The organism is Sphingomonas sp. 1185 (assembly GCF_040544655.1).
Classification (GTDB): Bacteria; Pseudomonadota; Alphaproteobacteria; order Sphingomonadales; family Sphingomonadaceae; genus Sphingomonas.
In genome coordinates this window covers 492,814-517,037 of sequence record NZ_JBEPKL010000001.1, presented here as the reverse complement: position 1 = coordinate 517,037, position 24,224 = coordinate 492,814, and the positions used below count along the sequence as shown (strand labels likewise).

The 24,224-nt window shown below is 67.2% G+C and carries 26 protein-coding genes; 11 read left to right on the top strand and 15 right to left on the bottom strand.

Annotated features, from left to right (window positions below; genetic code table 11):
* Nucleotide 1: 1 nt before the first annotated feature.
* Genes ABIC44_RS02255 through ABIC44_RS02245 form a run of 3 tightly spaced genes read right to left on the bottom strand, consistent with a single transcriptional unit; the run spans nucleotide 2 to nucleotide 2,457 of the window.
* Nucleotides 2-526 carry a rod shape-determining protein MreD gene (locus ABIC44_RS02255; RefSeq protein WP_307099530.1) on the bottom strand — a complete coding sequence of 175 codons (525 nt, stop codon included), beginning with the start codon at nucleotides 524-526 and terminating at the stop codon, nucleotides 2-4.
* Nucleotides 523-1,392, bottom strand: a complete 870-nt coding sequence (locus ABIC44_RS02250) for a rod shape-determining protein MreC (RefSeq protein WP_354293362.1) — start codon at nucleotides 1,390-1,392, stop codon at nucleotides 523-525. The genes ABIC44_RS02255 and ABIC44_RS02250 overlap by 4 nt, the downstream gene beginning before the upstream one ends.
* A gap of 24 nt (nucleotides 1,393-1,416) precedes the next feature.
* Nucleotides 1,417-2,457, bottom strand: a complete 1,041-nt coding sequence (locus ABIC44_RS02245; RefSeq protein WP_261267979.1) for a rod shape-determining protein — start codon at nucleotides 2,455-2,457, stop codon at nucleotides 1,417-1,419.
* A gap of 133 nt (nucleotides 2,458-2,590) precedes the next feature.
* On the opposite strand from ABIC44_RS02245, the gene mutL reads away from it, so the two are divergent.
* Both mutL and ABIC44_RS02235 read left to right on the top strand, forming a co-directional pair.
* The gene (gene mutL, locus ABIC44_RS02240; RefSeq protein WP_354293361.1) at nucleotides 2,591-4,378 is read left to right on the top strand and encodes a DNA mismatch repair endonuclease MutL; all 1,788 of its coding nucleotides are present in this window, start codon (nucleotides 2,591-2,593) and stop codon (nucleotides 4,376-4,378) included.
* A gap of 173 nt (nucleotides 4,379-4,551) precedes the next feature.
* The gene (locus ABIC44_RS02235) at nucleotides 4,552-4,833 is read left to right on the top strand and encodes a hypothetical protein (RefSeq protein ID WP_354293360.1); all 282 of its coding nucleotides are present in this window, start codon (nucleotides 4,552-4,554) and stop codon (nucleotides 4,831-4,833) included.
* 357 nt (nucleotides 4,834-5,190) lie between these two features.
* Here the strand turns inward: ABIC44_RS02235 and rplI are convergent, their stop codons facing one another.
* The 3 genes from rplI to rpsF are packed head-to-tail and all read right to left on the bottom strand — an operon-like array spanning nucleotide 5,191 to nucleotide 6,432.
* Nucleotides 5,191-5,784, bottom strand: coding sequence for a 50S ribosomal protein L9 (rplI, locus tag ABIC44_RS02230; RefSeq protein WP_307099521.1), 594 nt, complete (start codon nucleotides 5,782-5,784; stop codon nucleotides 5,191-5,193).
* A gap of 13 nt (nucleotides 5,785-5,797) precedes the next feature.
* Entirely contained in the window at nucleotides 5,798-6,022 is a 225-nt protein-coding gene (gene rpsR, locus ABIC44_RS02225; RefSeq protein ID WP_007403456.1) for a 30S ribosomal protein S18, read from the bottom strand.
* Nucleotides 6,022-6,432 (bottom strand): 30S ribosomal protein S6, encoded by a 411-nt coding sequence (gene rpsF / locus ABIC44_RS02220; protein ID WP_037567458.1) that lies wholly within the window; start codon nucleotides 6,430-6,432, stop codon nucleotides 6,022-6,024. The genes rpsR and rpsF overlap by 1 nt, the downstream gene beginning before the upstream one ends.
* A gap of 257 nt (nucleotides 6,433-6,689) precedes the next feature.
* On the opposite strand from rpsF, the gene fabD reads away from it, so the two are divergent.
* The 6 genes from fabD to mltG all read left to right on the top strand — a co-directional run bounded on the left by fabD (nucleotide 6,690) and on the right by mltG (nucleotide 11,822).
* Nucleotides 6,690-7,649 (top strand): ACP S-malonyltransferase, encoded by a 960-nt coding sequence (fabD, locus tag ABIC44_RS02215; RefSeq protein WP_354293357.1) that lies wholly within the window; start codon nucleotides 6,690-6,692, stop codon nucleotides 7,647-7,649.
* Nucleotides 7,650-7,677: 28 nt separating this feature from the next.
* A complete protein-coding gene (locus tag ABIC44_RS02210) occupies nucleotides 7,678-8,106 on the top strand; it encodes a GxxExxY protein (RefSeq protein ID WP_354293356.1) in 429 nt (142 codons plus the stop codon).
* Between the two features lie 2 nt (nucleotides 8,107-8,108).
* On the top strand, nucleotides 8,109-8,849 hold the full coding sequence (fabG, locus tag ABIC44_RS02205; protein WP_354293354.1) for a 3-oxoacyl-[acyl-carrier-protein] reductase: 741 nt from the start codon (nucleotides 8,109-8,111) through the stop codon (nucleotides 8,847-8,849).
* A 132-nt stretch (nucleotides 8,850-8,981) separates the two neighbouring features.
* The gene (locus ABIC44_RS02200; protein ID WP_007403554.1) at nucleotides 8,982-9,218 is read left to right on the top strand and encodes an acyl carrier protein; all 237 of its coding nucleotides are present in this window, start codon (nucleotides 8,982-8,984) and stop codon (nucleotides 9,216-9,218) included.
* Between the two features lie 121 nt (nucleotides 9,219-9,339).
* Nucleotides 9,340-10,596: a beta-ketoacyl-ACP synthase II gene (gene fabF, locus ABIC44_RS02195; RefSeq protein ID WP_307099513.1), complete on the top strand. Its 1,257-nt coding sequence runs from the start codon at nucleotides 9,340-9,342 to the stop codon at nucleotides 10,594-10,596.
* 257 nt (nucleotides 10,597-10,853) lie between these two features.
* A complete protein-coding gene (mltG, locus tag ABIC44_RS02190) occupies nucleotides 10,854-11,822 on the top strand; it encodes an endolytic transglycosylase MltG (RefSeq protein WP_354293353.1) in 969 nt (322 codons plus the stop codon).
* A gap of 50 nt (nucleotides 11,823-11,872) precedes the next feature.
* Here mltG and bla read toward each other — a convergent pair whose 3' ends face one another.
* On the bottom strand, nucleotides 11,873-12,745 hold the full coding sequence (gene bla, locus ABIC44_RS02185; protein ID WP_354293352.1) for a subclass B3 metallo-beta-lactamase: 873 nt from the start codon (nucleotides 12,743-12,745) through the stop codon (nucleotides 11,873-11,875).
* Nucleotides 12,746-12,839: 94 nt separating this feature from the next.
* On the opposite strand from bla, the gene ABIC44_RS02180 reads away from it, so the two are divergent.
* Nucleotides 12,840-13,709 (top strand): LysR family transcriptional regulator, encoded by an 870-nt coding sequence (locus ABIC44_RS02180; protein ID WP_354293351.1) that lies wholly within the window; start codon nucleotides 12,840-12,842, stop codon nucleotides 13,707-13,709.
* A gap of 398 nt (nucleotides 13,710-14,107) precedes the next feature.
* On the opposite strand, the gene eda is transcribed toward ABIC44_RS02180, so the two are convergent.
* From eda to ABIC44_RS02140, 8 genes are all read right to left on the bottom strand, one after another.
* Entirely contained in the window at nucleotides 14,108-14,713 is a 606-nt protein-coding gene (eda, locus tag ABIC44_RS02175; protein ID WP_309702025.1) for a bifunctional 4-hydroxy-2-oxoglutarate aldolase/2-dehydro-3-deoxy-phosphogluconate aldolase, read from the bottom strand.
* Nucleotides 14,710-15,675 (bottom strand): glucokinase, encoded by a 966-nt coding sequence (glk, locus tag ABIC44_RS02170; protein ID WP_307099503.1) that lies wholly within the window; start codon nucleotides 15,673-15,675, stop codon nucleotides 14,710-14,712. Before glk ends, eda begins: the two co-directional genes overlap by 4 nt.
* A 20-nt stretch (nucleotides 15,676-15,695) precedes the next feature.
* Nucleotides 15,696-17,513: a phosphogluconate dehydratase gene (edd, locus tag ABIC44_RS02165; RefSeq protein ID WP_354293348.1), complete on the bottom strand. Its 1,818-nt coding sequence runs from the start codon at nucleotides 17,511-17,513 to the stop codon at nucleotides 15,696-15,698.
* Nucleotides 17,510-18,220, bottom strand: a complete 711-nt coding sequence (gene pgl / locus ABIC44_RS02160; protein ID WP_307099498.1) for a 6-phosphogluconolactonase — start codon at nucleotides 18,218-18,220, stop codon at nucleotides 17,510-17,512. The genes edd and pgl overlap by 4 nt, the downstream gene beginning before the upstream one ends.
* A 103-nt stretch (nucleotides 18,221-18,323) precedes the next feature.
* On the bottom strand, nucleotides 18,324-19,787 hold the full coding sequence (gene zwf, locus ABIC44_RS02155; protein WP_354293347.1) for a glucose-6-phosphate dehydrogenase: 1,464 nt from the start codon (nucleotides 19,785-19,787) through the stop codon (nucleotides 18,324-18,326).
* A 9-nt stretch (nucleotides 19,788-19,796) separates the two neighbouring features.
* Nucleotides 19,797-20,723, bottom strand: coding sequence for an N-acetyl-gamma-glutamyl-phosphate reductase (argC, locus tag ABIC44_RS02150; RefSeq protein ID WP_354293346.1), 927 nt, complete (start codon nucleotides 20,721-20,723; stop codon nucleotides 19,797-19,799).
* A complete protein-coding gene (locus tag ABIC44_RS02145; protein WP_354293344.1) occupies nucleotides 20,720-21,094 on the bottom strand; it encodes an SH3 domain-containing protein in 375 nt (124 codons plus the stop codon). The genes argC and ABIC44_RS02145 overlap by 4 nt, the downstream gene beginning before the upstream one ends.
* Nucleotides 21,030-21,350 carry a MarR family transcriptional regulator gene (locus ABIC44_RS02140; protein WP_058732142.1) on the bottom strand — a complete coding sequence of 107 codons (321 nt, stop codon included), beginning with the start codon at nucleotides 21,348-21,350 and terminating at the stop codon, nucleotides 21,030-21,032. Before ABIC44_RS02140 ends, ABIC44_RS02145 begins: the two co-directional genes overlap by 65 nt.
* A gap of 265 nt (nucleotides 21,351-21,615) precedes the next feature.
* On the opposite strand from ABIC44_RS02140, the gene secG reads away from it, so the two are divergent.
* On the top strand, nucleotides 21,616-21,981 hold the full coding sequence (secG, locus tag ABIC44_RS02135; protein ID WP_307099489.1) for a preprotein translocase subunit SecG: 366 nt from the start codon (nucleotides 21,616-21,618) through the stop codon (nucleotides 21,979-21,981).
* Between the two features lie 106 nt (nucleotides 21,982-22,087).
* Entirely contained in the window at nucleotides 22,088-23,737 is a 1,650-nt protein-coding gene (gene pyrG, locus ABIC44_RS02130) for a CTP synthase (RefSeq protein WP_307099486.1), read from the top strand.
* The last annotated feature ends 487 nt before the right edge of the window (nucleotides 23,738-24,224 follow it).

The window sequence follows — 24,224 nt, the reverse complement described above, 5'->3', positions numbered from 1 at the left end:
CCTATGCCCCTACCTCATTGCGGCCACGCTTGCGATCGATCCATGCGACCAGCCGGGTCGCCATGGGAAAGAGCAGGATGGTGATCGCAATCTGAATGACCAGCGCCGCATCGACCTGCGCGCCGACCGGCACCGCCAGGAAACGCCCCGCGATCAGGCAGAAGGCGATGGCCCCGCTGGCGATCAGCCAGTCCTGCCAGAAGTCGCGGAACACCAGCCGATGCTCGAACAGGTCGATCGCCAGCGAGGTCAGCGACCAGAGCAGCATCGCCGAGCCCAGCGGCTGGCCCGACAGCAGATCGTCGAACAGCCCCAGCGGCGCGGCGGCCCACAGCCGCAGCGCGAACCGCGCCACGAGCCGCCAGGCGAGCAGCATGACGAGGCCCATGGGCGGCTGCAACGGTACGATCGCCACCACCGGCACGATGGCGAGGAGCGAACCGGCCATCACGGTCAGCCAGGGCAGCGCGCGGGCGCGTGCGGGCGGCAGTCCGGGGTCGAAGGGGTTGCTGATGTCGAGGGTCACGGCCGGGGCGACGGCGCCGATACCGGCATCGGCATGAAGGCGCGCTGAACGATCGCGAAATCCAGCGTGTCGGGATGGATGAAGGGCCGCGCCACCGCCGTATCGCCGCCATCGGCGCTGATGCGGGCGACGGGAATATCGGGGGCATAGAGCCCGCCGGTGCCCGAGGTGACAAACAACTCGCCCTTGGCCAGCCGGACATTGGTGTTGACCGAGCGTATGTCGAGCGTCCCGTCGCCGCGCCCGACCGCGATGGCGGGCAGGCCGTCGCGGGTGCGGCGGACCGGCACGATGCTTTCGGGATCGGTCAGCAGGAGGACGCGCGCGGCGGCAGGCCCCGCCTCGGTCACGCGTCCGATCAGCCCCTCGGGACCGCGCACCGCCATGCCGGGCGTGACGCCCTGCCACCGCCCCGCATTGAGCAGCGCGAAGCGGCGACCGCTGCTGCCGGTCGAGCTGACCAGCCGCGCGGTGACGACAGTGTCGGGCGTCCGGTCGCGCACCGCCAGCAAGGTGCGCAGGCGGCGATTGTCATAGGCGATGGTGCGCGCGGTCAGCAGCAACTGGCGCGACTGGGCCAGTTCGGCGCGCAGCCGTTCGTTTTCCGAATGGACGAAGAAATAACGCCCGATCGCCTGGGGAATGTCGTCGACCGCGTCGCCGACCGCGACGAAGGCGCCGGAGACGGGCGCGGTGACGCTGCCCAGCGTCATGCGCAGGCCGGCGAAAGCGGGTGGGTTGAACGTGGATGCGACAAGCAGCACCACGCCCACCACCGCACCCGCCACCGCGAGCACATAGGCCAGGAAAGCTCCATATTGCCGCCGTCGCGAAAACCCGGTGCGACGGTCGCGGGCGGGCGCCATGCGCCGGTCCCCTTATGCTGGAGGTTAGCCGTTCAGCAGGACGCCGCGGTACATCGGATCTTCCAGCGCGCGGCCGGTGCCCAGCGCCACGCAGGTCAGCGGATCCTCCGCCACCGTCACCGGCAGCCCCGTCTCGTCGCGCAGCACCTCGTCCAGCCCTTCGAGCAGCGCGCCGCCGCCGGTCAGGACGATGCCCTGGTCGACGATGTCGGCGGCCAGTTCGGGCGCGGTGTTTTCCAGCGCGACGCGGACGCCCTCGACGATGGTCGCGACCGGCTCGGACAGCGCCTCGGCAATCTGGCCCTGGTTGATCTGGATTTCCTTGGGCACCCCGTTGACGAGGTCGCGGCCCTTGATCTGGATCGTCACGCCGATGCCGTCCGCCGGGGGACGCGCGATGCCGACTTCCTGCTTGATCCGCTCGGCGGTGGCTTCGCCGATCAGCAGGTTATGGTTGCGGCGAACGTAGGAGACGATCGACTCGTCCATCTTGTCGCCGCCGACGCGGACGCTCGTGGTGTAGGCGAGGCCACGAAGCGACAGCACCGCGACTTCGGTGGTGCCGCCGCCGATATCGACGACCATCGATCCGATCGGCTCGGTGACGGGCATGTCGGCGCCGATCGCGGCGGCCATCGGCTCCTCGATCAGGAAGACCTGGCTGGCACCCGCGTTCGAGGCGGCGTCGCGGATCGCGCGGCGCTCGACCTTCGTCGAACCCGACGGCACGCAGATCACGATCTCGGGCCAGCGCGCGAACTTGCGCGGGCCGTGCACCTTCAGGATGAAGTGCTTGATCATCTGTTCGGCGACGTCGATGTCCGCGATCACGCCGTCACGAAGCGGACGGATCGCCTCGATATTGCCCGGCGTCTTGCCCATCATCAGCTTGGCGTCGTCACCGACCGCCTTCACCTTCTTGATGCCGTTGATCGTCTCGACCGCGACGACGGACGGCTCGTTCAGCACGATGCCGCGTCCGCGGACATAGACCACGGTGTTCGCGGTGCCGAGGTCGATCGCCATGTCTTGCGACATGAATTTCAGGAAGCGGGGGAGGGGCATCGAGGCTTTCGTTCCGTCTGTGGACCGGGTGGGCGTGACTCATATCCCGAACCGCCGCCAAGAGCCGTCACAGGCACCTGCACCGTCATTTGCGGGGTCGCGGGATGCCGTCGCTTGGGCTAGGGTTTGCCGCATGTCAATACGGCGTCTGCCTCCCCATCTCGTCAATCGTATCGCGGCCGGTGAAGTGGTGGAAAGGCCCGCCAGTGCGTTGAAGGAGTTGGTCGAAAATTCGATCGATGCCGGGGCGACGCGGATCGCGGTCGCGCTGGGTCAGGGCGGGGTCGGCCGGATCGAGGTGGCGGACGACGGATGCGGCATGTCGGCCGAGGACATGGCCCTCGCGCTGGAGCGGCATTGTACCTCCAAGCTGCCCGACGAGGCGATCGAATCGGTCCTAACCCTCGGATTTCGCGGCGAAGCCCTGCCGTCCATCGCCAGCGTCGCGCGGGTGACGATCGAGAGTCGTCCGGCGGGGCGCGACGGCTGGAGCCGGGTGGTCGACAATGGCGAGGTGCTGCGCGACGGCCCCGCCGCCGTGCCGCCCGGCACCCGCATCCTGGTCGAGGACTTGTTCGCGCGTGTCCCGGCGCGGCGCAAGTTCCTGCGCTCGCCCCGGTCGGAATATGCCGCCTGTCTCGACATGGTGCGCCGTCTGGCGATGGCGCGGCCCGACATCGCCTTCACCCTGGAGCATGACGGGCGGCGGGTGCTGACCGTGCCGGGCGGGGAGGAGCGGCCGGGGCGCGTCGCGGGGCTGACCGACCGGGCGCTTGCGGAAAACTCGGTCGCGATCGACTGGGTGCGCGACACGGTGTCGCTGGGCGGCGTGGCGGGGTTGCCGACCTTCAACCGGGGCATTGCCGACCACCAATATCTATTCGTCAATGGCCGCCCGGTCCGCGATCGCCTGCTGATGGGCGCGATCAGAGGCGCTTATGCCGAGATGTTGCCACGCGATCGTCACGCGGTGGTCGCGCTGTTCCTCGACATGCCGCCGTCCGAGGTCGATGTGAACGTCCACCCGGCCAAGACCGAGGTCCGCTTTCGCGACCCCGCGCTGATCCGGGGGATGATCGTGTCGGGCCTGCGCCGCGCACTCGACGAAGCCGGGCATCGCAGCGTGCAGCGCCCGCCCGACTCGGCGCTGGCGATGTGGCAGAGCGAGAGCGTCGCCGCCCCGCCCGGCGGCACGCCGCCGCTCGATAACTGGGCCGCATCCGCACCCGAGACGCGCGTCATGGAGCGCCAGTCGCTCTTCGCGCCGCGCCCCGGCTTTGCGGCCCCGCCGCCGCTCGCCCGCGCCGAAGCCGCCTTCGCACCCCCGCCCGAGGTGCGCCAATATCCGATGGGCGTCGCGCGCGGACAGGTCGCCAAGACCTATATCGTCGCCGAGGCCGAGGATGGCCTGGTCCTGGTCGACCAGCATGCCGCGCACGAGCGGCTGGTGCTGGAGCGGATGCGCGCCGCGCTGACCGGCGGGCGGATCGCGTCGCAGGCGATGTTGATCCCCGAAGTGGTCGAGCTGGACGAGCCCGCCTGCGACCGGCTGGAAGCGCGCGCCGAGGAGCTGGCGGAGTTCGGGCTCGATCTCGAACGCTTCGGCCCGACCGCGATGCTGGTCCGCGCCACGCCCGCTTTATTGGGGCAGAGCGATCCCAAGGGGCTGGTCGCCGATCTGGCGGACGAACTCGCGGCGTTCGACCAGGCGCTGTCCTTGCGCGAGCGGCTGGATCATGTCGCGGCGACCATGGCCTGCCACGGCTCGGTCCGCGCGGGCCGCATCCTGTCGGTCGCCGAGATGAACGCGCTCCTCCGCGAGATGGAGGTCACGCCGCATTCCGGCCAATGCAATCACGGTCGGCCGACCTGGGTGAAGTTGCAGCATGGAGATATCGAGAAGCTGTTCGGGCGGAAGTGACGATGGCAGATTGTCTGTGCGCCTCGTTGTCCGACATTGCGCATATCCCGATGGGCGATCATTAGGGGCGCGACGAGCGATTTCTGGCGACGGTTCAAGAGCTGACGTCGCCGGGCGATCCGCAATGGTGGCGCTATCTCGGCCAGTGTCGGGCGTGCACCCAATATTGGCTGATGGCGCAGGAGGAGCGCATCTTTGACGAGCATTTGCTCGCGCGGATCAACGAGGGGGAGGCTGCCCGGATCCTGACCGCGAACGCATGGCCGGAGAGGTTCGCAACGTATGAAGACGTACTCCGCATCGCGCGCGCGCTGGCGACACCCTGTTGCTTCCTGGAGCCGATGGCAGACTCGCTTATCTGGACGATCGAGGATTTGCGCCGCGATCGACCGGACTCCGTGTCGAGGAGGTCGCCGAACTTCTGGGTCTGGCGGACGATCATGCTCGCCGCCTGATTGCTCGGATCAAGCGATAGCTTACCGCCCCTTGTCTTGGCGACGAACCGATCCCATGGAGCGGCGAGCCGAAAATTTTTCGGTCGTGCGTTCATCGTAACGAAACTTTTGCACTCGGCCGTTTATTTATCGTCCGTTGGACAGGATCGGGCATCATCATGAAACATATCATGCCACTCATTTGCGCGCTCATTCCGCTGGCTGCCGTCGTCAGCGCGTGCGTCACCTGCCCCTGAGCTGATCCCCGCACGGCCGGCTCAATGTACGTGACCCGGCCGCCCATAGGACACGAAAAAGGGCCGCCCGGACATGCCGGACGGCCCTTCTTCTATTCGACCGAGGGTCGAAGCGTCGGGATTAACCCTGCGCTTCGTCCTGCTCCGGCTGAACCTCGGCGGTGGCGCCCGGCTCGGCGTTGGGATCGTAATCCTCGGTGAAGCCGGCTTCGTCACGCTCGAACATCGAGGCCATGACGTCGACGCCCTGCGCCTGCATCTCGGCTTCTTCCGGCGAGCGGGCGACGTTGACCTTGACGGTCACGGCCACTTCCGGGTGAAGCGCGACGCGCACGTCGTACAGGCCGATCGCCTTGATCGGACGGTCGAGCACGATCTGGCTCTTGTTGACCTTGTGGCCGTCGGCGACGAGCGCCTCGACCAGGTCACGCACCGCGACCGAGCCGTACAGCTGGCCGACGTTCGACGCCTGACGGATCAGGGTGACGGTGGCGTTCTCGAAGGTCTTCGACTCGACCTCGGCCTCGGCGCGACGGTTCGCGTTCTCGGCTTCGATGCGGGCGCGGTTGGCCTCGAACACCTTCTTGTTGGCTTCGTTGGCGCGCAGCGCCTTCTTGCGCGGCAGCAGGAAGTTACGGGCAAAGCCGTCCTTCACCGTGACCACGTCGCCGATGGCGCCGAGCTTCTCGACGCGCTCAAGCAGAATAACGTCCATCTTCTAGGACTCCTTACTTCACGACGTAGGGCAGGAGGCCCAGGTGACGGGCGCGCTTGATGGCCTGGGCCAGTTCGCGCTGCTTCTTGGCCGACACGCTGGTGATGCGCGAAGGCACGATCTTGCCGCGCTCGGACACGAAGCCCTGGAGCAGACGGACGTCCTTATAGTCGATCCGGGGCGCGTCCTTCGCGGAGAAGGGGCAGCTCTTGCGGCGACGGAAAAACGGGCGGGCCATTATGCGGCTTCCTCTTCACGATCACGACGGGGGCGGTCAGCGCGGTCGGGGCGTTCGCCACGATCGGCACGACGCTCGCGGTCGCGCTCCTGCTTGCGCATCATCACCGACGGACCTTCTTCATGGCCGTCAACCTTGACGGTCATGTAGCGGATCACGTCTTCGTTGATCTGGGTCTGGCGCTCCAGCTCGGCGACGACACCCGCGGGGGCGTCGATTTCGAGCATGACGTAATGCGCCTTGCGGTTCTTGGCGATCTTGTACGCCAGCGAACGCAGACCCCAGGTCTCGGTCTTCACGACCTTGCCCTGATTGTCCTCGACGATCTTCGTGGCGGCTTCCGCCAGCGCGTCCACCTGCGCCTGTGCCAGATCCTGGCGCGCAAGGAACACGTGCTCGTAAAGAGCCATGCAGCTTACCTTATGTTGGCCGATCGCTGACGCCCACCCCATGTGGGACGCCCCTCCGGCTGTCTTCCATACTTCAATACCGCCACGCCAAAATGGCATGAGGGCGGGTGAAGCAGGTGCTTCCCGCCCAATGGTGCGCTGGCTCATAGCGATTTGGCGGCAAAAGGCAAGCGGCGAAGGGGCACGCGGACTTGCCAGCGGCGGGCGACCTTTCTACCGCGCGGGCCATCCTATACCGTTTCATGGCAGATACGAACATGCGTGCATTCATCTTTCCGGGCCAGGGCAGCCAGGCCGTCGGCATGGGCAAGGCGCTGGCCGAGGCGAGCCCGGTCGCCCGCGAGGTGTTCCAGGAGGTCGACGAGGCGCTGGGCCAGCATCTCTATCGCCTGATGGTCGAGGGGCCCGCCGACGAACTGACCCTGACCGAGAATGCGCAACCCGCGATCATGGCGAACGCCATCGCGACGCTGCGCGTGCTGGAGAAGGAAGGCGGCGTCCGCCTGTCGGAAAAGGCCGATTTCGTCGCGGGCCACTCGCTGGGCGAATATACCGCATTGTGCGCGGCCGATGCGATCGACCTGGCGACCACGGCGCGTCTCCTCAAGCTGCGCGGCCGGGCGATGCAGGCGGCGGTGCCGGTGGGCGAGGGCGCGATGGCGGCTCTGCTGGGCGCGGACCTCGAAAAGGCGAAGGTCATTGCGGGCGCGGCGGCCGATGCGATGCTGGCCGAGGGTGGCGAGCCGCTGGTCTGCACGGTCGCCAATGACAATGACCCGAGCCAGGTGGTGATCTCGGGCCACCGTGCCGCGATCGAGAAGGCGGTGGCGCTCGCCAAGGACCTGGGCGCCAAGCGCGCCGTCCTGCTGCCGGTGTCGGCGCCGTTCCACTGCCCGCTGATGCAGCCCGCCGCCGACGCGATGGACGCCGCCCTCGCCGAAGCGACGATCCGGGCGCCGCTGGTGCCGGTCTATGCCAATGTCGAGGCGGCGCCGGTCGCCGATCCCGGCGCGATCCGTGCGCTGCTGGTGGCGCAGGTGACGGGGATGGTGCGCTGGCGCGAATCGGTGCTGGCGATGCAGGATGCGGGTGTTTCGCAGTTCGTCGAGTTCGGTGGCAAGGTGCTCGGCCCCATGGTCAAGCGCATCGCGCCGGATGCGGACGCGGTCAGCGTCGTGACGATGGACGATGTCGAGGGGCTTCTGGCGAAACTTTGATTTCGCGCGGAGACGCGGAGGCGCGGAGATGCGGGACATAGACGAAATCAGTGGAGCGGTTCTCGACGTTGCGTTGCGGATGCATCGCGACTTGGGGCCTGGTCTTCTGGAAAGCGTTTATGAAACCGTGCTGGCGGGTAAGCTGGATCGGATGGGTTTCAGGGTTGCGCGCCAGCGCCCAGTAGACATTCATTTCGACGGTATGACCTTCGATGCCGCGTTCCGCATCGACCTCCTTGTCGATGAGCGCTTGCTCGTTGAAATCAAATCCGTCGAGCGGCTGTCAGCCGCTCATGCAAAGCAATTGCTGACCTATTTGAGACTGACCGGCCAGCCAGTCGGTCTGCTGATCAACTTTGGCGGCGCAACGCTGAGAGAAGGGGTGCGACGGATCGTCAATTCCCACACTCCCTCCGCGTCTCCGCGTCTCCGCGTGAACCAAAGAATCGGAGAATAAGCATGTTCGACCTGACAGGAATGACCGCCCTCGTGACCGGCGCGTCCGGTGGGCTGGGTTCGGCCGTCGCCAAGGCGCTGGCGGCGCAGGGTGCGAAGCTGGCGCTGTCCGGCTCTAATATCGACAAGCTGGAGGCGTTTCGCAGCCAGCTGGGCGGCGATCATGTCGCGGTGCCCTGCAACCTTTCGGACCCGGCCGCGGTCGATGCGCTGATCCCGCAGGCGGTCGAGGCGCTGGGCGGCAAGCTCGACATCCTGGTCAACAATGCGGGCGTCACCCGCGACAATCTGACCATGCGGATGAAGGACGAGGAGTGGGATCAGGTGATCCGCGTCAACCTCGAAGCCGCGTTCCGCCTGATCCGCGCCTCGGCCAAGCCGATGATGAAGGCGCGTTTCGGCCGCATCATCTCGATCACCTCGGTCGTCGGGGCCACGGGCAATCCGGGGCAGGCCAATTATGCCGCGTCCAAGGCGGGCCTGGTCGGCATGTCGAAGGCGGTCGCGCAGGAGCTGGCCAGCCGCAACATCACGGTGAACTGCGTCGCGCCCGGCTTCATGCGTTCGGCGATGACCGACGTGCTGCCCGAGGCGCAGAAGGCCGCGCTGCTGGGCCGGATCCCGGCGGGCGATCTGGGCAAGGGCGAGGACATCGGCGCGGCCGTCGTCTATCTGGCGTCCAGGGAAGCAGGCTACGTCACCGGCCAGACGCTGCACGTCAATGGCGGCATGGCGATGCTGTAAAACGGCATAATCGCCACGAATGATCTTATCCTGGCGCTGGTCCGTCGCTGGACGGGCTTGCCAGACATGGGCGCGCGTTCTACGTGCGTTCAGGAATTACCAACCCCCGATTAGATACGAGAAGGGATTACCATGAGCGAGACCGCCGACCGCGTGAAGAAGATCGTCGTCGAGCATCTCGGCGTCGAAGCCGACAAGGTGACCGAGGACGCGAGCTTCATCGACGACCTCGGTGCCGACAGCCTCGACATCGTCGAGCTCGTCATGGCGTTCGAGGAAGAGTTCGGTGTCGAAATCCCGGACGATGCCGCCGAGAAGATCACGACCGTCAAGGACGCGATCACGTACATCGACGAGAACAAGGCCTGATACCGGGGCCTCGGCCCGCAGATGATGCGGGCCGAACGGGCCGCCAAGGCCAGGTTTCAAGCGGCTCCCCGACCCCGACTAGCGGGCGGGGAGCCGTTTTCGTTGTGGAATGGAGTGGAATATGCGGCGCGTCGTCGTAACCGGACTGGGTCTTGTCACGCCTCTGGGCGCGGACGTGGAAACCGCCTGGGCCAATCTGATCGCTGGCAAGTCCGGCGCCGGTCCGATCACGCGGTTCGATACCACCGGGCAGAAATGCACCATCGCGTGCGAGGTGAAGCCCAAGGATCATGAATATGGCTTCGACCCCGACAAGCGCGTCGACCACAAGGTCCAGCGCCAGGTCGATCCGTTCATCGTCTATGGCATCGACGCCGCCGGACAGGCGCTGGAGGATGCCGGGCTGACGGAGATGGACGAGGCCACGAAGCTGCGCGCGGGCGTGTCGATCGGCTCGGGCATCGGCGGCCTGCCGGGCATCGAGATCGAATCGGTCAACCTGCACGAGCGGGGCCCCGGCCGGGTCAGCCCGCACTTCGTCCATGGCCGCCTGATCAACCTGATCTCGGGTCAGGTCAGCATCAAATACGGCCTGATGGGCCCGAACCATGCGGTTGTCACCGCCTGCTCGACCGGCGCGCATTCGATCGGCGACGCGGCGCGGATGATCCGTGACGACGATGCCGACATCATGCTGGCGGGCGGTGCGGAAAGCACGATCAACCCGCTGGGCGTGGCCGGTTTCGCCCAGGCGCGCGCGCTCAACATGAGCATGAACGACCGCCCGACCGAGGCGAGCCGTCCCTATGACAAGGGCCGCGACGGCTTCGTGATGGGCGAGGGCGCGGGCGTCGTCGTGCTCGAGGAATATGAGCACGCCAAGGCGCGCGGCGCGAAGATCTATGCCGAGGTGGTCGGCTATGGCCTGTCGGGCGACGCGTATCACGTCACCGCCCCGCATCCCGAGGGCAAGGGCGCCGAGAATGCGATGCGCATGGCGCTGCGCAAGGCGGGCATGGAGCCGTCGGACATCGATTATATCAACGCCCATGGCACCTCGACCATGGCCGATACGATCGAACTCGCCGCCGCCAAGCGGGTGTTCGGCGACGACCTGTCGGGTGCGTCGATGTCGAGCACCAAGTCGGCGATCGGCCATCTGCTGGGCGGGGCCGGTGCGGTCGAGAGCATCTTCTGCATCCTGGCGCTGCGCGACCAGATCGTGCCGCCGACGCTGAACCTCGACAATCCGGACGAGGGGACCGAGGGCGTCGACCTGGTTCCCCACGTCGCCAAGAAGCGCGAAGTGAAGGCGGTGCTGAACAACTCGTTCGGCTTCGGCGGCACCAACGCCTCGCTGGTGATGAAGGCGATCTGAGCTTTCACCGCTCCTGACCTCCGTTCAGCCTGAGCGAAGTCGAAGGCCACGGGATGCTGGGTGCGTTCAGGGCGTGCACTTCGACTTCGCTCAGTGCGAACGGCGTGCAGTATTAGAATTCCAACCCCGGCCACCGCCGGGTCCGCTTGCAAAACGCTTTGGCCCGCGCCATCGGGCGGGCAGGCAAGCGGACCCGGATCGGTGCCGGGGTTGTTTCCTGTCCGGGCCTGTGCGCCCTAGTCAAAACCGGGTGAGATATGCGCAAGGTCGGCTGTATCGGGTTGCTGCTGGGGCTGATCGGCATCGCCGTCTTCGGCTGGGTCGCGCATGACTGGGCGGGCAGCGGCCCGGCGGACAAGCCGCTGGCGGTGGTCGTTCCCGAGGGTGCGAGCCTGGCGCGCGCCGCCACCGCACTTCAGAGGGCGGGCGCGATCCGCTCGGCGGGGCGTTTCCGGCTCTATGCGCGTCTGTTCGGCCATGGCGGCGCGATCAAGGCGGGCGAATATGCGATTCCGGAACAGGCCAGCGCCTCGGACGTGCTGGCGCTGCTGCAGGAGGGCAAGGTCCGCCAGCGGCTGGTGCCGGTGCCCGAGGGCTATCCCTCGATCCTGGTCCATGACGCGCTGATGCGCGCCGACGGGCTGACCGGCGATGTGCCGGTGCCCGCGGAGGGATCGATCCTGCCCGACAGCTATGCCTATCAGAAGGGCGACACGCGCGTCTCGGTCGTCGCGCGGATGCAGAAGGCGATGAAGGACTATCTCGCCCGCGCCTGGGCCAACCGAAAGTCCGGCATCGCGGTCAAGTCGCCGCAGGAGGCGATCATCCTCGCCTCGATCGTCGAGAAGGAAACCGGCAAGCCCTCCGAACGCCGGACGGTGGCGGCGGTCTATGGCAATCGCCTGCGCATCGGGATGCCGCTCCAGGCCGATCCGACCGTCATCTATCCGATCACCAAGGGGCGTCCGCTCGGCCGCCGCATCCTGCGGTCCGAACTGCACGCGAAGAACGGCTACAACACCTATGCCAGCCCCGGCCTGCCGGTCGGGCCGATCGCCAATCCGGGCCGCGCCTCGATCGACGCGGTGCTCGATCCGGCGGACAGCAAGGCGCTGTATTTCGTGGCGGACGGATCGGGCGGCCATGTCTTCGCCGACACGCTGGCCGAGCATAATGCCAATGTGCAGAAATGGTACGCGATCCGTCGCCAGCGCGGGGAAATGTAAGCGGCCATAGACGGCGTTGAACCGACGCCAGCCCTTCTCCTGATGTGGCTCTACGGCACGCCGCGCCGCTCCTTGGCGATGCGCCGGGCCAGCGCGCGCTGCGACGAGAGGGCATAGGCGCGGCAGGCGCCGGGGGTAGTGCGGAAGCGGTCGGTGGCGCCGTCCTGATCGGCATGCGCGGTGATCAGGATGTCGCAGGGCAGAGCCCGCATCGCCGCTTGCCCTTGGGCAAAGGCGGAGACCACCGGCCTGTTGGCCGGGGCGGAGAAACGATAATCGTCGGTCGAGACGGGGTTCAGGCTCGCCGCGAAGACGATCGCGCGGCATGATCCGTTGGCACAACTCCGCCAGCTGCAGCTGAGGCTGCCCATCGTGTGACCCGGCGTCGCGCGTGCGGTGACGGTCGTGTTGCCGAGCGTCAGCGTTTCGCCGTCGCGGATCATCCGCACTTTGGAAACCGCCGGGAAGCGGCTGTCATAGCCGCGCTGCGGATCGTCCGCCGCCAGCCGTCCGGTGCGCAGGCCCTGGGCCCCGCGCGGGCTGGCGACGACGGTCGCGCCGGTGTCGCGGGCCAGCGCGGCGATCCCGCCGGCATGGTCGAAATGCGGCTCGGTGCTGAGAATATATTTGATGTCGCGCGGGCGAAAGCCGAGCCGGGCGACATTGGCGAGGATCGCGGGCGCGGCCTGGGGCAGCGCGCCGTCGATCAGGATCAGCCCCCGGCCGGTATCGATCAGCGCGACGTTCAGGCCGCCAAAGCCCACCAGATAGCTGTTGCCGAAGACGCGAACCGGCGGGCGCGGAGCCAGCCATTCGGCGGTGCGGTCGGTCACGATCGGGCGGGTCAGCGGATCGTCGGCATGCTGGGGTGCGGCGGTTGCAGATGCGGCGAGGATCAGCGCGGCGGCTATTCGGATCGGCATGTCCCATCTCCTTCGCCCCCCTGATGCCGGTGATGCGCGCCGGTGACAAAGCATCTTCCCTCGACAGAGCCATGAGCGCATTTCATGATAAAGCATGGACCGCGCCCAATTGCCGCTCAACGCCCTGCGCGCCTTCGAGGCGGCGGCACGGCATCTGAACTTCACCCGCGCGGCGATCGAGCTCTGCGTCAGCCAGGGCGCAGTCAGCCATCAGGTCGCAGGCCTGGAGAAAAGGCTGGGGGCGCGGCTGTTCCACCGCCTGCCGCGTGGGCTGGCGCTGACCGATGACGGGCAGGCGCTGGTGCCGGTGCTGGCGGAGACGTTCGACCGAATCGGCGCGACGCTGGATCGCTTCGCCGATGGGCGGTTCCAATATGTGCTGAACATCGGCGTGGTCGGGACCTTCGCCACCGGCTGGCTGCTGGCACGGCTGGACGATTTCGCGGCCACCCATCCGCACATCGACCTGCGCGTGTCGATCAACAACAATCGGGTCGATCTGGCGGGGGAGGGGCTGGATTATGCCATCCGTTTCGGAGACGGCGCGTGGCACGGCACCCATGCCGAGCGGCTGATGGCGGCACCGCTGACCCCGCTTTGCGCGCCCCTGGCCGCCATCCGGTTGCGCGAGCCGGGCGATCTGGCACGCGAGCGGCTGTTGCGATCCTACCGGATCAGCGAATGGGAAAGCTGGTTCGCGGTGGCGGGCGCTCCGGCACCGGCATTGCGCGGACCGATGTTCGACAGCTCCGCCCTGATGGTGGCGGCGGCGATGGCCGGGCTGGGCGTCGCGCTCGCGCCCAAAGTGATGTTCGGCCACGAATTGACGACGGAGCGGCTGGTCCAGCCTTTCGCGATCGAGATCGACGCCGGATGCTATTGGCTGACCCGGTTGCTGTCACGGAAAGAGGGGCTGGCGATGAAGGCGTTTCGTCAGTGGCTGATGGAGGCGGTCCAGCACTGATCCTCTCCGGTACGGGGAGGGGGCCGCCGCAAGGCGGTGGTGGAGGGGGGTACACCCAAGGACGCGCCTGGTGCAGCCCCCCCCTCGTCAGTCCATCGGACTGCCACCTCCCCAAGCCGGGGAGGATTCTATATTAGGGCCGATCGAGATTCACCGATGCCTTTCCTTCCCTCGCCCCTCACAGAGGGGAGAGGGTTGCGCAGACTTGGCCTTTGCGAGCGCAAAGGCTTAGGCGGAGCTGGGTGAGGGGTGGGCGCTCGCAAAGCGAGCGCGCGAGCCTTTGGGCTCGCTCAACCCCTCACCCAAGCTGCGCTAGCCAGCAGGCTGGCAAGCTTCGCTAACCCTCTCCCCTGTCCAGGGGAGAGGGAAAGAAGAAGCAATACTGAATGTCGATCCGATCAGCCCCGCAGAGCCGACGCCGCGCGGGCCTTGGCTTCGACGTCCGCCATCGAACCGCCGGTCACCCAGCTGCCGCCGACGCACAGCACGCGGTCGAAGGCGAGCCAGTCGGGCGCGCTCGCCTCGGTGATGCCGCCGGTCGGGCAGAAACGTGCCTGGTAGAAGGGGGCGGCCAGCGCCTTCAGCGCCTTCAGCCCGCCGCTGGTCTCGGCGGGGAAGAACTTGAAGTGCGTCAGGCCCAGGTCCAGCCCGCGCATGATGTCGCCCGCATTGGCGACGCCCGGCAGATAGGGGATGCCGCTTTCCACGACCGCCGAACCGAGACGGTCGGTCAGGCCCGGCGAGACGATGAACTCGCCGCCCGCATCGGCCACGTCGCGCAGCTGCTGCTCGTTGACGACGGTGCCCGCGCCGACGATCGCGCCGGGGACCTTCTTCATCTCGGCCATCGCCTCGAGGGCGGCGGGGGTGCGGAGCGTCACCTCCAGCACCCGCAAGCCACCGGCGACCAGCGCCTCGGCAAGGGGCCTGGCGGTGGCGGCGTCGTCGATGACCAGCACGGGGATGACCGCGCTGGTGCGCATGATGGTGGCGATGTCGGTCATGAATGCTCCTGTGCGAAGGCCGCGGCCGCGCCGAACAGGCCGGGCTGGGGATGGGTGATGAGTTTGACGGGAATGCGCGCCATCAGCGACTGGAAACGCCCCTTGGCCATGAAGCGCTGGTCGAAGCCCGAGCGCAGCAGCTTGTCCTTGATCCGATAGCCCAGGCCGCCCGCGATCACGACGGTCTTGGCCCCCTGCGCCAACGCAAAGTCGCCTGCGACGGCACCCAGAGCGAGGCAGAACCGGTCGAGTGCGGCGAGCGCGATCGAGTCGGTGCCCTCGAGCGCCTCGGCCCAGATTTCGCGATCGTCGCGGCTGGGAACCGCGCGCCCTTCGAGCGAGGCCAGCGTTTCGTAGATCGCGATGATGCCCGGCCCCGAACAGATGCGCTCGCACGACACGCGGGTATAGGTGCGGCGCAGTCGCTTGAGGATCGCATCCTCGATCCCGTCGAGTGGGGCATAGTCCATATGCCCACCCTCGGTTTCGATAACGTGATAACGCTGCGGCGTCATCAGCACCTGCGCGACGCCCAAGCCGGTGCCGGGACCGCAGACGGTGACGACGCCGTGCGCGGGCATCGGCTCCTCGGGACCGCAGATATGGAGGAAATCCTCCTCCGGCACCTGTGCGACGGCATGGCCGATCGCGCCGAAGTCGTTGATGACGGTATAGATGTCCGCGCCCAGTCGCTCGGGGATCAGCGAGGGGCGGATGACCCAGGGATTGTTGGTCATCCGGATCACGTCGCTGGTGATCGGCGAAGCGATGGCCAGCGACGCCGCCTTGGGCAGTGGGCGTCCGACATGCGCGGCGAAGGCCTGCCACGCGGTTTGAAGCGAGGCGTGCTCGGCGGTCTTCTGCGTGCACGGCTCGCCCAGCTTCACCACGCGGCCATTCTCGACCTCGGCGAGTGCGAAGCGTGCGTGGGTGCCTCCGATATCGGCAGCGACGATTTCCATGATATCCTCCCCCTTATTTTTTACAGGCCGGCGCCGGCGAGAATGGGCGATGCGCCCTTCTCGGCCTCGTCGGCGGCCTGGCGGAACAGTGCGAACAGCTCGCGGCCCATGCCCTGAACGGGGGCGGGGGTCACGGCCTGTTCGCGCGCGGCCCATTCGGCCGGATCGACCAGCGCGTCGAGCGTGCCCGCCACCGCGTCCAGCCGGACGATGTCGCCGTCGCGGATCAACCCGATCGCGCCGCCGCCGATCGCCTCGGGGCTGAGATGGATGGCGCAGGGCACCTTGCCGCTGGCGCCCGACATGCGGCCGTCGGTGACGAGCGCGACCTTGAAGCCCCGGTTCTGGAGCACGCCCAGCGGCGGGGTCAGCTTGTGCAGCTCGGGCATGCCATTGGCCTTGGGGCCCTGGAAACGGACGACGACGACGACGTCGCGCTCCAGCTCGCCCGCCTTGAACGCGGCCTGCACTTCGGACTGGTCGGAGAAGACGCGCGCGGGCGCCTCGATGATCCAGCGGTCGCGCTCGACCGCCGATACCTTGATGCAGGCGCGGCCGATATTGCCCGACAGGATGCGCATCCCGCCATCGGGCGAGAAGGGCGCAGCGGCCGGGCGCAGGATCGTCTCGTCGCCGCTGTCGCCGACCGGGGTCCAGGCCAGCTTGTCGTCGGCGATCACCGCCGTCTGGCCGTAATCGGACAGGTCCTTGCCCGCCACCGTCAGGATGTCGCGGTGGAGCAGCCCCTCCGACAGCAGTTCGCGGATGACATAGGGCATGCCGCCCGCCGCCTCGAACCCGTTCACATCGGCCGAACCGTTGGGATAGACCCGCGCGATCAGCGGCACGGCGGCCGACAGGCGGTCCATATCCTCCCAGTCGATGATGATCCCCGCCGCGCGCGCGATGGCGGGCAGGTGGATCAGGTGGTTGGTCGAGCCGCCGGTCGCCAGCAGGCCGACCGCCGCGTTGACGATCGCCTTTTCATCGACGCAGCGGCCGAGTGGCCGATAATCCTCGCCGCGCTGCCCGATCTTCGCCAGCTGGTGGACGGCGGCGCGGCTGAGCTCCTGGCGCAGCTTGGTGCCCGGATTGACGAAGGCGGCGCCCGGCATGTGCAGGCCCATCACCTCCATCATCATCTGGTTGGTGTTGGCGGTGCCGTAGAAGGTGCAGGTGCCCTTGGAATGATAGGCCGCGATCTCGGCGTCGAGCAGCTCGTCGCGCCCCGCCTTGCCCTCGGCAAAGGCCTCGCGGACGGCGGCCTTCTGCTTGTTGGGCAGGCCGGTCGGCATCGGGCCGCCGGGAACCAGGATCATCGGCAGATGGCCGAAGCGCAGCGCGCCCATCAGCAGGCCTGGCACGATCTTGTCGCAGATGCCCAGCAGCGCGGCACCCTCGAAGGTGCCGTGGCTCAGCGCGACCGCCGTCGACAGCGCGATGGTGTCGCGGCTGAACAGCGACAGCTCCATGCCCGCATAGCCTTGCGTCACGCCGTCGCACATGGCGGGCACGCCGCCCGCCACCTGCGCCGTGGCACCGACCTCGCGCGCCCAGACCTTCATCAGCTCCGGATAGCGGTAATAGACGGCATGCGCGGACAGCATGTCGTTATAGGCCGACACGATGCCGATGTTCATGCCGCGATCCGCCTTCATGGCGTCGCGGTCCTCCTCGGTCCCGGCATAGGCATGGGCCAGGTTGGCGCAGCCCAGATTGGGGCGGCGCACCGCCGTTTCGGCCTCATGCGCGATCAGGTCGAGATAGGCCTGCCGACCGGGCTTCGAGCGTTCGATGACCCGGTCGGTGACGGCCGAGACGGCGGCGTTCAGACTCATTGCTCGCTCCAGTGGATGTCGATCGGCAGTTCGACGTCGGCCAGCACGCGGCCGATCGGATAGGGGGACGATGCCCCTTCCTTGATCGCGTCTTCCAGCACCTTTTTCTTGGCCGGTCCCGAAATGGCAATCATGATCGAGCGGGCCGATACGATTCCCGCCCGGCTGAGCGTCACGCGCGCGACGGGCGCCTCGGGGGGCAGGGGCTCCGGCATCAGGCCCAGCGCGCGCCGCTCCTTGGGGCCGTTGAGCGCCTCGTCATAATCGGGGCCGGGGAAGATCGAGGCGGTGTGCCCGTCGGCGCCCATGCCCAGCAGGACGAGGTCAAGCGGCCAGTGGAGTTCCTGCATCAGCGCATCGGCCGAGCGGCCCGCGGCCTTATAGTCCTGGGTCGCCTGCGGCACGATCGGCATCACCCGCGCACCCTTGGGCAGGAAGATCTTGCCGATCATCGTCACGTTGGACAGCGGGTCGCCCAGCGGCACGATGCGTTCGTCGGCGGGGACGATCGTCACGCGCTTCCAGTCGAGCTTGGCCTGGGCCAGCTTCTCATAGACCGGGATCGGCGTCTTGCCGCCCGACAGCGCGATCACCGCCGCACCGCGCGCCTCGATGGCGCTTTCGATGATGAACTGGATATCGCCCGCCAGCGCGCCCGCCATCTCGGCGGTGTCCTCGTAATCCCACCATTCGATTTCGTCGGTCATGTCGTCTCTATCCTGATAGTCCGGGCGCGAGGTGCGGCCCGCCGGGTGGGGCGGGCCGGGATCGCGCCGATGTCGTCCGCCCGCTCGGTGGGGCGGGGGTGGGTCAGTCGTCCTGCCAGGTCACGCCGTCGCGCTCGGTCAGCGCGATCGCGGCGGACGGGCCCCAGCTGCCGCTGGGATAGGATTTGGGCTTGAGGTCGTTGGCGTCCCAGCCCGCGCGGATCGCGTCGATCCAGGTCCACTGCGCCTCTACCTCGTCGCGGCGGACGAACAGCGTCTGGTCGCCTTCGATCAGGTCGAGCAGCAGCCGCTCATAGGCGATGCGGCGGCGGGTCCCGGCGAACTCGGCGTCGAGCGACAGGTTCAGCGGCACTTCGCGCAGATGGATGCCGTCGCGGTCCAGGCCAGGCTCCTTGGCCATCACCAGCAGCTGGATATATTCCTCCGGCTGGAGGCGGATGACCAGCGTGTTGGGCTGGAGCAGGCCGCCGCGTCCCGCGAACATCGAATGGGGGACCGGCTTGAACTGGATCGCGATCTCCGAACGGCGCGCGACCATCCGCTTGCCGGTGCGCAGGTAGAAGGGCACGCCCTGCCAGCGCCAATTGTCGACATGCGCCTTGATCGCGACGAAGGTCTCGGTGCGCGACGGCTTGCCCAGTTCGTCGGCATAGGAGCCGACGATCTTGCCGCCCACCGCGCCGTCCACATATTGGCCGGTGACGGTGTTGTGGGGCACTTCCTCGGGCTTCATCAGCCGCAGCGAGCGGAAGACCTTGGCCTTCTCGTCGCGGATCGCGGTGCCGTCGTAGCGCGCGGGCGGCTCCATCGCGATTAGCGCGAGCAGTTGCAGGATATGGTTCTGCACCATGTCGCGCAGCGCACCGGCGCCTTCATAATAGCCCGCGCGATCCTCCAGCCCGACCGTCTCGGCGATGGTGATCTGGACATTGTCGATGCCGTTGGCGTTCCAGATCGGCTCGAAGAAGAAATTGCCGAAGCGCAGCGCCAGGATGTTCTGGACGGTTTCCTTGCCCAGATAATGGTCGATGCGGAAGGTCCGCTCCTCCGGGAAGCCATAGGCGACCGCGTCGTTGATCTCCTTGGACGAGGCGAGGTCATAGCCCAGCGGCTTTTCCAGGCCGATCCGCACCGTCTCGCCCGCCAGGCCCACCGATTCGAGGCCCTTGATCGTCGATTCGAACAGGCTGGGCGCGGTCGACAGATAGATGGCCAGGCCGTTCGACACGTCGCCGACCTTCTCGGCGAGCGCGGGGAAGCCCTCCGTCGAGGAGGCGTCGAGCGACTGGTACTGCAATCGATTTAAGAAGCCCGCGATTTTTTCGGCGTCCTTGCGGTCATCGGGCAGGAACGTGTCGAGCGCGTGCGCGGCGAAGTCGCGGAAGCCCGCATCGTCATAATCGGACCGCGCCGTCCCGGTGATCGTCAACTCCTCGGGCAACAGCCCATCGGCGTGAAGATTATAGAGCGACGGCAGCAGCATACGCTGCGACAGGTCGCCGGTCGCGCCGAACAGCAGCAGCTTGCCAACGGGATTGCGCGTCATGACGTCTCCTTAGAGCACGAGGCCGGCGGTCGGATCGAGCCCGGCCATGATGTTCAGATTCTGGACTGCCGCCCCACCGGCACCCTTGCCCAGATTGTCGAGCGTGGCGATCAGTCGAGCAAGACCCGTGGCCGGATTGCCGCAGACACGCAAGGTCATCCGGTCGGTTCCGGCATTTTCCTCGATATTCACCGCCGCCACGTCCTGCGTGGACAAGCGGACGATGCGGCTGTCGGCATAGGCAGCCGCCAGCGTGTCCGACACCGCCTGGAGCGAGGGGCGGCCGGGCAGGGCGTAGAGCGGCAACGGCACCTCGACGACCATGCCGCGATAGGTGTCGACCACGGCGGGGGCGAAGATCGGCGCATGGGCCAGGCCCGAATGACGCTGCATCTCGGGCGCGTGCTTGTGCGCCAGCGACAGGCCATAGGGGCGGAACGCCCGGTGCTCGGCCGTCTCATATTCGGCGATCATCGCCTTGCCGCCGCCCGAATAGCCCGACGCGGCGTTGACCGACACCGGCCAGTCGGCGGGGATCAGGCCCGCACGGACCAGCGGCCGGACCAGCGCCAGGAAGCCGGTGGGATAGCAGCCGGGATTGGAGACGAAACGCGCCGCCGCGATCCGGTCGCCCTGCTCGGGCTCCAGCTCGGCCATGCCATAGACCCAGCCCTCCGCGGTGCGGTGCGCGGTGGAGGCATCAACGACGCGCGTGCGATCATTGTCGATCAGCGACACCGCCTCGCGCGCGGCATCGTCGGGCAGGCACAGGATGACGAAATCGGCATCGTTGATCGCCTCGCGCCGCGCATCCGCGTCCTTGCGGCGGTCGTCGGGCAGGGTGACGATCGCCAGGTCGGGGCGCCCGGCCAGCCGGTCGGCGATTTCCAGCCCGGTCGTGCCTGCGCCGCCGTCGATGAACACCGTCTTCGTCATTGCACCTGCTCCAGCAACGCCGCATCGCAATAGCCGACCAGGCCCATATGCGGCGCAATGCCCCAGGCCAGACCGCCCGCGACCTCCAGCACCTCGAACGCCTCGCCGGGGGCGAGTTCGGCCAACACCTCGCTGTCGGTCTTGCGTCCCTCGCGCAAGGTCAGCGCGCTGCACGTCTTATAGGACAGGGGTGCGGCATAATGGGGTGCGAATACGTATTCGGCCAGCCGGACATCGGCCAGATCGGCGCGAACCGCATGGGTGCGAGGGTCGAGGCTGACCCGGCGTCCCTGCAGCGCAAAGCTCTTACGCGCTGGCTCGCTGGAGGGCAGGGGCGTCGCCAGCGCCGATGAAATGTCCGAATTCTTCAAGAAAGTCCGCCCCTTCAGGTGTCCTGGCGACAAAGATGTTACGCTTGTCGCTATCATCGCGTTGGCGGCGCAGATAGCCCAGCGTTCCCAGTCTATTCAAGGCGCGGGTGACGACGGGTTTCGAGACGTTCAAGGCGCGCGCCAAACCGCGCACCGTATGCGGGCCCGGACGCAGGTAAACGACGAGCAGCAGGGCCATCTGCCGGTTGGTCAGGTCGGGTTCACCCGAACGGACATAATCGACCAGCGCCGACATCCAGGCCAGCAGCGTCTGCGGTTCGTGTGGGTGGGACACGATGGCGATTCCAATGGCTGTGCCGGGCTTTGCCGGGCGTTGTTACGTGTTCATAACGCCCTTTCCCAATGGTGGTTTCCACTGATGTTCCGCATTTGCGAACATCTTGTCGCCCCCCGACCGGCGATTCGTCGCGGCTCGGTCCGGCGCGGCAAGGTTGATCGCAGGCGCGGCCTCGCCTATGTGCGCGCTTTCGCACACCCTCCATCGGGATCACACGCGCCTCATGTTCGCATTCCTGCTCGTCATCCACGCCATCATCGCCGCGACCCTCGTCACGGTGATTCTCATGCAGCGGTCGGAAGGCGGCGGTCTGGGCATGGGGGGCAGCCCGTCGGGGCTGATGTCGGCACGCGGCGCGGCCGACTTCCTCAGCCGTGCGACGGCGGTGCTGGCCACCGCCTTTATCGGCTTCTCGATCCTGCTCGCGGTCCTGGCCGCGACGCGCGGCGCGCCCGCCATCGACACCTCGCTGGCCCGCACGCCCGCGACCCAGGCGCCGATCACCCAGCCCGCGCCCGCTCCGGTCCCGACCGGGACCGCACCGGCCCAGGCTCCGGCGGACAATTCGGCGGTTCCGCTCGCCCGCTAAATTTCGTTTCCATCGCAGCATAGGCCAACGCGCCGCCGATAATTTCCGGCGGCGCGCATCTTTGCTGTTGTCGTATCCACCCCATCCAAGCTAGGCGATTCTTCCCATGGCGCGGTATATCTTCATCACCGGCGGCGTGGTTTCGTCGCTCGGCAAGGGCCTCATGGCGGCCTCTCTTGCGGCTCTTCTACAGGCACGCGGTTACCGCGTGCGCATCCGCAAGTTCGATCCCTATCTCAACGTCGATCCGGGCACGATGAGCCCGTATCAGCATGGCGAGGTCTATGTGACCGACGACGGGGCGGAGACCGACCTCGACCTCGGCCATTACGAACGCTTCACCGGCGTGGCCTCGCGCCAGTCGGACAACGTCACCTCGGGCCGTATCTACAAGACGATCATCGAGCGCGAGCGGCGCGGCGACTATCTGGGCGCGACCGTCCAGGTGATCCCGCACGTCACCGACGCGATCAAGGCGTTCGCCAAGGCCGATACGGTCGACGAGAATGGCGAGGATCTCGACTTCGTCCTCTGCGAGATCGGCGGCACGGTCGGCGATATCGAATCGCTGCCCTTCATCGAGGCGATCCGCCAGCTCAAGAACGAGCTGGGCCGTGGCAAGTCGATCAGCATCCACGTCACGCTGGTGCCGTATATCGCGGCGGCAGGCGAGCTGAAGACCAAGCCGACCCAGCATTCGGTGCGCGAGATCGCGGCGCTGGGCGTGGCCCCCGACGTGCTGGTCTGCCGCTGCGAGCATCCGCTGCCCGCTTCGGACCGCGCCAAGATCGGCCTGTTCTGCAACGTGCCGCCCTCGGCGGTCATTCCGGCGCTGGATGCCGCGAGCATCTATGCGGTGCCGCTGCAATATCATGCCGAGGGCCTCGATTCGGAGGTGCTGCGCGCATTCGGGATCGAGCCCGAGGGCGCGCCCGACCTGTCGCGCTGGACCGAGATCGTCGATCGCCTGACCAATCCCGAGGGTGAGGTCACGATCGGCGTGGTCGGCAAATATGTCGGCCTGCAGGATGCGTACAAGTCGCTCAACGAGGCGCTGGTGCATGGCGGCATCGCCAACAAGGTGAAGGTCCATATCCGCTGGATCGACGCCGAGCTGTTCGAGGGCGACGAGAGCGAGATCGCGCAGCAGCTCGAACCCTGCCACGCCATCCTGGTCCCCGGCGCGTTCGGCGAGCGCGGCGCGGCGGGCAAGATCGCGGCGGTCCGGTTCGCGCGGGAACGCCGCGTGCCCTATTTCGGCATCTGCTTCGGCATGCAGATGGCCTGTGTCGAGGGCGCGCGCGATCTGGCGGGGATCACGGACGCCTCCTCGACCGAGTTCGGCCCGACCTCGGAGCCGGTGGTCGGCCTCATCACCGAATGGATGGGCCGTGACGGCCTGGAAAAGCGCGAGGCCAGCGGCGACCTGGGCGGCACGATGCGGCTGGGGGCCTATCAGGCGAAGCTGGCGGGCAACAGCGTCGTCGCCTCCATCTATGGCAGCGAGGATATTTCCGAGCGGCATCGTCACCGCTACGAGGTGAACACCGCCTATAAGGAAGCGCTGGAAAAGGGCGGGCTGGTGTTCAGCGGCATGTCGCCGGACGGCACGCTCCCCGAGATCGTCGAGCGGCCCGATCACCCCTGGTTCGTCGGCGTGCAGTTCCATCCGGAACTCAAGTCGAAACCCTTCGACCCGCATCCCCTGTTCGCCAGCTTCGTCGAAGCGGCGGTGAAACAGAGCCGGTTGGTGTGATTTGATGACCCCGCCTCCAGATGGAGGCGGGGTTTTTCTTTTGGGGTTATTTTTTGCTTCGTTCGGGTTGGGCGAGGGAGACGCTGTCCATCTGGTGGATGGCGTTGCGTGGGCTTCGACTTCGCTCAGCCTGAACGGGTGTGGGGTTTGGGAAGGTGTTCGAAGCGACAGTCCTTGCCGCTCGCCCAACCTCCGTTCAGCCTGAGCGTAGTCGAAGGCCAAGGGAGGCGCTGTCCACTTGGCGGAGGGCAGGGCGTGGGCTTCGACTCCGCTCAGCCCGAACGGGTGTGGGATTTGGGGGACGGTGTTCGAAGCGACAGATCCTGCCGCCTGCCCACCCTCCGTTCAGCCTGAGCGTAGTCGAAGGCCAAGGGAGGCGCTGTCCACTTGGCGGATGGCGGGGCGTAGGCTTCGACTTCGCTCAGCCTGAACGGGTGTGGGGTTTGGGGAAAGGCGGCCAAAGCGACAGTCCTTGCCGCTCGCCCAC

What these genes read in the sequence shown, in the direction of transcription:
- pyrG (WP_307099486.1), top strand. Translation starts at nt 22,088, where the DNA reads ATGGCGCGGTATATCTTCATCACCGGCGGCGTGGTTTCGTCGCTCGGC.
- ABIC44_RS02235 (WP_354293360.1), top strand. Translation starts at nt 4,552, where the DNA reads ATGGCGCAGGAGGAGCGCATCTTTGACGAGCATTTGCTCGCGCGGATC.
- eda (WP_309702025.1), bottom strand. Translation starts at nt 14,713, where the DNA reads ATGACCGACATCGCCACCATCATGCGCACCAGCGCGGTCATCCCCGTG.
- ABIC44_RS02180 (WP_354293351.1), top strand. Translation starts at nt 12,840, where the DNA reads ATGGACCGCGCCCAATTGCCGCTCAACGCCCTGCGCGCCTTCGAGGCG.
- argC (WP_354293346.1), bottom strand. Translation starts at nt 20,723, where the DNA reads ATGACGAAGACGGTGTTCATCGACGGCGGCGCAGGCACGACCGGGCTG.
- fabG (WP_354293354.1), top strand. Translation starts at nt 8,109, where the DNA reads ATGTTCGACCTGACAGGAATGACCGCCCTCGTGACCGGCGCGTCCGGT.
- fabF (WP_307099513.1), top strand. Translation starts at nt 9,340, where the DNA reads ATGCGGCGCGTCGTCGTAACCGGACTGGGTCTTGTCACGCCTCTGGGC.
- ABIC44_RS02250 (WP_354293362.1), bottom strand. Translation starts at nt 1,392, where the DNA reads ATGGCGCCCGCCCGCGACCGTCGCACCGGGTTTTCGCGACGGCGGCAA.
- fabD (WP_354293357.1), top strand. Translation starts at nt 6,690, where the DNA reads ATGCGTGCATTCATCTTTCCGGGCCAGGGCAGCCAGGCCGTCGGCATG.
- ABIC44_RS02210 (WP_354293356.1), top strand. Translation starts at nt 7,678, where the DNA reads ATGCGGGACATAGACGAAATCAGTGGAGCGGTTCTCGACGTTGCGTTG.
- ABIC44_RS02245 (WP_261267979.1), bottom strand. Translation starts at nt 2,457, where the DNA reads ATGCCCCTCCCCCGCTTCCTGAAATTCATGTCGCAAGACATGGCGATC.
- secG (WP_307099489.1), top strand. Translation starts at nt 21,616, where the DNA reads ATGTTCGCATTCCTGCTCGTCATCCACGCCATCATCGCCGCGACCCTC.
- ABIC44_RS02200 (WP_007403554.1), top strand. Translation starts at nt 8,982, where the DNA reads ATGAGCGAGACCGCCGACCGCGTGAAGAAGATCGTCGTCGAGCATCTC.
- mutL (WP_354293361.1), top strand. Translation starts at nt 2,591, where the DNA reads ATGTCAATACGGCGTCTGCCTCCCCATCTCGTCAATCGTATCGCGGCC.
- pgl (WP_307099498.1), bottom strand. Translation starts at nt 18,220, where the DNA reads ATGACCGACGAAATCGAATGGTGGGATTACGAGGACACCGCCGAGATG.
- edd (WP_354293348.1), bottom strand. Translation starts at nt 17,513, where the DNA reads ATGAGTCTGAACGCCGCCGTCTCGGCCGTCACCGACCGGGTCATCGAA.
- rpsF (WP_037567458.1), bottom strand. Translation starts at nt 6,432, where the DNA reads ATGGCTCTTTACGAGCACGTGTTCCTTGCGCGCCAGGATCTGGCACAG.
- zwf (WP_354293347.1), bottom strand. Translation starts at nt 19,787, where the DNA reads ATGACGCGCAATCCCGTTGGCAAGCTGCTGCTGTTCGGCGCGACCGGC.
- mltG (WP_354293353.1), top strand. Translation starts at nt 10,854, where the DNA reads ATGCGCAAGGTCGGCTGTATCGGGTTGCTGCTGGGGCTGATCGGCATC.
- glk (WP_307099503.1), bottom strand. Translation starts at nt 15,675, where the DNA reads ATGGAAATCGTCGCTGCCGATATCGGAGGCACCCACGCACGCTTCGCA.
- bla (WP_354293352.1), bottom strand. Translation starts at nt 12,745, where the DNA reads ATGCCGATCCGAATAGCCGCCGCGCTGATCCTCGCCGCATCTGCAACC.
- ABIC44_RS02140 (WP_058732142.1), bottom strand. Translation starts at nt 21,350, where the DNA reads ATGTCGGCGCTGGTCGATTATGTCCGTTCGGGTGAACCCGACCTGACC.
- rplI (WP_307099521.1), bottom strand. Translation starts at nt 5,784, where the DNA reads ATGGACGTTATTCTGCTTGAGCGCGTCGAGAAGCTCGGCGCCATCGGC.
- rpsR (WP_007403456.1), bottom strand. Translation starts at nt 6,022, where the DNA reads ATGGCCCGCCCGTTTTTCCGTCGCCGCAAGAGCTGCCCCTTCTCCGCG.